Source organism: Dermacoccus sp. CCH2-D9, assembly GCF_001556795.1.
Lineage (GTDB): Bacteria > Actinomycetota > Actinomycetes > Actinomycetales > Dermatophilaceae > Dermacoccus > Dermacoccus nishinomiyaensis.
This window is the reverse complement of the sequence record NZ_LSJT01000079.1, coordinates 1-5,914: the sequence shown is the minus strand read 5'-3', so window position 1 is coordinate 5,914 and position 5,914 is coordinate 1. Positions and strand designations below refer to the sequence as shown.

The following is a 5,914-nucleotide window of genomic DNA, read 5'->3' as shown; positions in this document are numbered from 1 at the left end:
CACCCGCCCGGCGACGAAACCCGCAGCCACGCCGCACCCGGGCCCCTCGACGCACGCCCCGAAGCCGAAGCACGTCGTCCGCTACGCCGGGACAGCGGCGGCGCGCGGCTATCCGGCGTCCCTCGTCGCCTCCGGTGACCGCCACCGCCGACAGCTCGCCGCGGCCGACCTGCCCGGGCAGGCGCAGATCCGCGCGATGATCACCTCGACCGCGAAGCGCTACGGCGTCAGCCCGAAGCTCGCCCTCGCGATCGGCTGGCAGGAATCGGGTCACCGGCAGAGCGCCGTCTCGGTCTGCGACGCCCTCGGCACGATGCAGGTCATGCCCACGACCGGGCAGTGGGCCGGCTCCATCGTGCATCGCCACCTCGACCTGCTCGACACGCAGGACAACATCACCGCCGGCGTCGTGACGCTGCGCTTCCTCACCGAGCACGCGCACGATCAGAACGAGGCCATCGCCGCCTACTACCAAGGTCTTGGAGCAGTGCGCGCGCACGGCATGTACCCCGACACCCGCCGGTACGTCGCGAGCGTCAATACCCACATGAAACGCTTCTCCTGACGCGGGCGTGCACAGCCGACGCACACGCGGAGCCGCCTAGACTGCGCTCGTGGAGCCGATCCAAGCCGACCCCCTCATCGGGCAGCTGATCGAACGCCGCTATCAGGTGAGAAGCCACCTGGCCGACGGCGGGATGGGGCGCGTCTACGTCGCGCACGACACACGCCTCGAGCGCGACGTCGCGTTCAAGGTGCTGCGCGCCGACCTCGCACGCGACCCCGCCTTCGTCACCCGCTTCCAGCGCGAGGCGCGCGCCGCCGCACGGCTCAGCCACCCGCACGTCGTCGCCGTCCACGACCAGGGGCGCGACGGTGACGTCGTGTTCCTCGCGATGGAACTCGTCGACGGCGTCACGATGCGCGACGTCATCAACCGTGGCGGACGCCCCACCGGCGAGCTGCTCGCACTGTTCGAGCAGGTGCTCGACGGGCTCGGCGCCGCCCATCACGCGGGCCTCGTCCACCGCGACATCAAGCCCGAGAACATCCTCATCAGCTCGCGCGGGGTCGTGAAGATCGCCGATTTCGGTCTAGCGCGCGCCGTCTCGTCGGCGCGCTCGTCCGTGAGCGCCGACAACGAGATGCTCATCGGCACCGCCTCCTACCTCGCGCCCGAGCAGGTGGAACCCGCCCGATTCGGCCACTCCGGTCCGCGCGGCGACGTCTACGCCTCCGCCCTCGTCCTCGCCGAGATGTTGACGGCGCGTCGCTCGTTCGACGGCGACTCCCCGGTCCAGGTCGCCTACCGCCACGTCCACGAAGCGCCGCATCCACCCTCGAGCGCTGACGCGTCCCTGGCCCCCCTCGACGCCTGGTTCACCCGCGCGACGAGCAAGATGCCCGCCGATCGTCCGGCCGACGCCACCGCCTCCGCCCACGAACTGCACGCCGCGCGCGCCCGGCTGACGCCCGAGGCCCTGGGGCACCCCGCCCCGCCGGCCGCCCACGTCACCGCGCCAACCGCCCAGCTCGACGTGCCGGCTGCCTCGCCGGACGCCTATCGCGTCGAGGGCACGATCGCTCCTGGTGCCATTCCAGCCACCGGCCAGGACGGCGGCAGGCCGACCGGTGCCCCGACCGGCCCACAGGGTGCTGACGAAGGCCGGAGCGCGGCGCTGCGCCCTGCCCACACGCACGTCATCCCGGCGACGACCACCCAGACGCTCGGCGCGACACCCGCGGGCGGCCCGCGCCGTCGTCGTCGCTGGCCGTGGGTCGCCGCAGCCGCGACGGCGATCGCTGCCGGCGGCCTCGCGCTCGCCCTGACGGTGGGGCCGCTGACGTCGACCGACATCCCCGAGGTAAACGCTCGACCTCAGGGTGAGGCCATTTCGACCCTCCGTTCCGCCGGATTCGACACGCGCGTCACGCTGGCTGATTCCGACTCCGTCCCGGCCGGCCGCGTCATCTCGACCTCACCCGAGCAGGGCTCGAGCCATCGTCGCGGCACCGACGTCACCCTCGTCGTGAGCAACGGACCGAGGATGGTCGACGTCCCCGCCGTGGCCGGCCTGCAGCGCGACAAGGCTAAAGCCAAACTCAAGAGTGAGGGTTTTGGCCACGTGACGCACACCGAACGGCACGACGTCCGTGAGGCGGGAACGGTACTGTCGGTCTCTCCCGGGGCGGGCGCTCACATCCGTCACGACACCACCGTCACCCTCGTCGTCAGCTCGGGGCCGGAGGAGTTCCACCTGCCCGACGTGGCGAAGCAGACACAGGAAAACGCGACGACGACGCTGCAGGAGCGCGGCCTGACGGTCACGAAGCGCGAGGAGTTCTCCCCCGACGTTCCTTCCGGCTCGGTCATCGGCACCGACCCGACGAGCGGAACCCAGGTGAAGACGGGGGACACGATCACGCTGCGCGTCTCGAAGGGCGTCGAGATGGCCGACGTGCCCGACGTCACCGGAATGAAGGCAGCCGAGGCCCGTTCTCGCCTCGAGGACGCGGGCTTCCACGTCGACGGGGCGTCCTGGCTCGACGAGCTGCTCAGCTCCACCGTCAGCTCGCAGACGCCGTCGGGCGGCTCGCGCACCCCCAAGGGGAGCAGCGTCACCCTGAGCTTCTGACGGCGCACCGTCGGAACATACGACGATGCCCGCCCACCATGAGGCGAGCGGGCATCGTCGTCAGTTCGACACGGACGTCACTGCGCGCGAGCGCTCAGCATCTCCGCGACGAGGTAGGCCAGTTCGAGGCTCTGCTGGTGGTTGAGACGCGGGTCGCAGGCCGACTCGTACCGGCTTTCCAGATCCTCGTCACGCACCTCGACGCTGCCGCCGAGGCACTCGGTCACGTCGTTGCCCGTCAGCTCGACGTGCAGGCCACCCGGGACGGTGCCCGCCGCCTCGTGCACCTCGAAGAAGCCGCGCACCTCGTCGACGATGTCGTCGAGACGACGCGTCTTGAAACCGCTCGCGGATTCGAACGTGTTGCCGTGCATCGGGTCGGTGATCCACACCGGCGCCGCGCCCTCGGCCTTGAGTCGCGCGACGATGGGCGGCAGCGCCTCACGGATCGTGCCCGCGCCCATGCGCGTGATGAACGTCAGACGGCCGGGCTCACGCTCGGGGTCGATCTTGTCGATGATGCGCAGCAGGTCGTCCGGGTCGGCCTTCGGCCCGACCTTCATGCCCACCGGGTTCGACACGCGGGAGACGAAGTCGATGTGCGCACCGTCGATCTCGCGCGTGCGCTCACCGACCCACAGCATGTGCCCGGACGTCGCGTACGGGCGGCCCGAACGCGAGTCGACGCGCGTCAGCGGACGCTCGTAGTCGAGCAGCAGCGCCTCGTGGCTCGAGAAGAAGTCGACGGCGCGCAGGGCGTCGAAGTCGACCCCGCAGGCGGCCATGAACCGCATCGCGCGGTCGATGTCCTTCGCCGTCTTCTCGTAGCGCGCGTTGGCGGCGTTGGCGATGAAGCCCTTGTTCCAGTCGTGGACGTTGCGCAGGTCGGCGAAACCGCCCTGGGTGAACGCGCGCACGAGGTTGAGCGTCGCCGCACTCGTGTTGTAGGCCTGCAGCAGTCGCTCGGGGTCGGGGCGACGCGCCTCGGGCGTGAACGCGAAATCGTTGACCATGTCACCGCGGTAGGCCGGCAGGGTGACGTCGCCGCGCGTCTCGGTGTCCTTCGAGCGCGGCTTGGCGAACTGCCCGGCGATGCGGCCGAGCTTCACGACGGGCGTGCTCGCGCCGTACGTCAGCACCGCAGCCATCTGCAGGATCGTCTTGACGCGGTCACGGATGTTGTCGGCCGTCGCCGAGGCGAACATCTCTGCGCAGTCACCGCCCTGCAGGACGTACGCCTCACCGCGCGACGCCGCGGCGAGGCGGGTGCGCAGATCGTCGCACTCGCCCGCGAAGACGAGCGGCGGATAGGTGGCCAACGTCTCGCGCACGCGCTCCAACGAACCGTCATCCGGCCACGACGGCTGCTGCTTGGCAGGCAACTGCGGCCACTCGAGACCCACAGGACGCGTGGGCACGGACGGGGTGTTCTGCGTTTCGGGCGTGGTACTCACTCGAGCGAGCGTAGGCGTCGAAGCACGATGGCGCACATCGGCCCTGACTGTGAGACATCACGGGCGACGTGCGAGCCGGACTCGCGGGCGGCGATGCCAGGCCGACGCGCCGTCCCGAGAGCCCAGGGCGATGCCCGGTACAGCGACGGCGATCGTCAGCCGGCGTCGCGAGCGCCGGCTGCGTCGCCGTCGGTCGTGATGGATTCGACGCGCTCGACAGATTCGACACGCTCGACGGACACGGACGTCTCGCCGTCATCGATCGTGACGGCGTCATGAGCCTGGGCGTCATGAGCGGCGTCGTGGACCGCGATGTCCTCGACGTCGGCCGTGACGTCGGCTGCCTCGCCGGCGGGCGCGTCGTTGTTCTTGATGTCCTTGCCGTCCTTGTCCGAGCCCTTGCGCGGCAGGCGGGCGGCAGCGTCTTCGAGGGCCGCGGTGGCGCTGCCCTGGATCTCCTTGGCCACCTGCACGGCGCCTTCACCGAGGGAGCGGGCACGCTCGCCGACCGACTTCTTGCGCGACGCGGCGTACTCATCAACGTACTCCTGGCCGGACAGCAGCATCAGTTCATACATGATCTCGTCGGTGATGGAGCGCAGCACGAAACGGTCGGAGCCCATGCCGTCGAAGCGCGAGAAGTCGAGCGGCGCGCCGAAGCGCACGTGCGGCTGCGCGTAACGGCCGAACTTCTCGCCGGGAGGTGCGACGGTGTCGGTGTCCATGACGGCGACCGGGATGACGGGCACGCCACTCTCGAGCGCGAGACGCGCGATACCGGTCTTGCCCTTGTAGAGACGGCCGTCGGGCGAGCGCGTGCCCTCGGGGAAGATGCCGAACAGCTCACCGGCGGCGAGGATGCGCTTGCCGGTCGCGAGCGCACCGGCCGCGGCGGAACCGCTCGTGCGATCGATCGGCACCTGACCCGTGCCGGAGAAGAAGCCCTTCTGCAGGCGCCCCTTGACGCCGGGCGTCGTGAAGTACTCCGACTTCGCGACGAACGTGACGCGGCGTTCGACGACGAGCGGGACGAACAGCCAGTCCGAATAGGAGAGGTGGTTGATCGCCAGGATCGCCGGGCCGGCGTCGGGAATGTGCTCGAGGCCCTCGACCGTCGGGCGGAAGACCGTTCGAAGCGCAGGCCCGACGAGAACCCTCTTGAGAAGCCAGTAGAGCACGGGAAGTCTTCCTCTCGGGGTGCAGGACGGCTTCACTCTACTGGGTCACACCGGCCTGCACATGCCGCCACGGCGACGCAGCGTGCCAGGATGAGCACATGCGAACCCGGCCCCGCACCTGCCCACCGACGTCCGCGCCCGGGCGGGCCACCTCGCGCATCGGCGAGGCGCTGCGATGAGCACCGAGCCCCGCGACCGCGACTGGGACGCCGAGTTCGCCCAGATCACCCGGCATCTCGACCTCGACGCAGCGTCGGAATCCGCGACGCGCCGCGGCGCCCACCGGGATCTCTTCGAGCCCACATCCGACGAGACCACGCCCATGACGCCCGCCTCGCCGGCCCCGGCTGACGACGGTCCTGTACCCGGCTTCCGACCGCAGTGGCGCATGCCGGACGAGCAGCCATGGGTGATGACGCCGCCGCCTCACGGGCAGGCTGGGAGCGCTGCAGGTCAATACGACCACGACGATCTCGATGACCTGGACGAGGAACCCTTCGTCCCGCCTGAGCCCGCACCGTTCGAGACCAGTGACCCGGCGAGCGTCATCATGCTCGCCTGCTTCGTCCTCGGGCCGGTGTGGCTGCTCTACCTCACCCTGTTCGATCGTGAGGCGGCCACGCTGTGGTGGCTCGTCGCGGCGGGG

The 5,914-nt window shown here is 70.3% G+C and carries 4 protein-coding genes and 1 pseudogene; 3 read left to right on the top strand and 2 right to left on the bottom strand.

The annotated features are described in order from the left end of the window. Positions 1-565 (top strand): lytic transglycosylase domain-containing protein (locus AX669_RS07005; RefSeq protein ID WP_156444954.1); only part of this gene is annotated, 565 nt, incomplete at its 5' end. Between the two features lie 49 nt (positions 566-614). Then, a complete protein-coding gene (gene pknB / locus AX669_RS07000) occupies positions 615-2,636 on the top strand; it encodes a Stk1 family PASTA domain-containing Ser/Thr kinase (RefSeq protein WP_062257469.1) in 2,022 nt (673 codons plus the stop codon). A 77-nt stretch (positions 2,637-2,713) separates the two neighbouring features. Here pknB and AX669_RS06995 read toward each other — a convergent pair whose 3' ends face one another. Together AX669_RS06995 and AX669_RS13015 are read right to left on the bottom strand one after the other, a co-directional pair. After that, complete coding sequence (locus AX669_RS06995) at positions 2,714-4,054, bottom strand: class II 3-deoxy-7-phosphoheptulonate synthase (RefSeq protein ID WP_062257471.1); 1,341 nt, start codon at positions 4,052-4,054, stop codon at positions 2,714-2,716. A 191-nt stretch (positions 4,055-4,245) separates the two neighbouring features. Then, positions 4,246-5,268, bottom strand: a complete 1,023-nt coding sequence (locus AX669_RS13015; RefSeq protein ID WP_082740673.1) for a 1-acyl-sn-glycerol-3-phosphate acyltransferase — start codon at positions 5,266-5,268, stop codon at positions 4,246-4,248. 175 nt (positions 5,269-5,443) lie between these two features. Between AX669_RS13015 and AX669_RS06985 the strand changes: the two are divergent. Then, a pseudogene (locus AX669_RS06985) lies at positions 5,444-5,914 on the top strand (hypothetical protein); the annotation flags it as partial.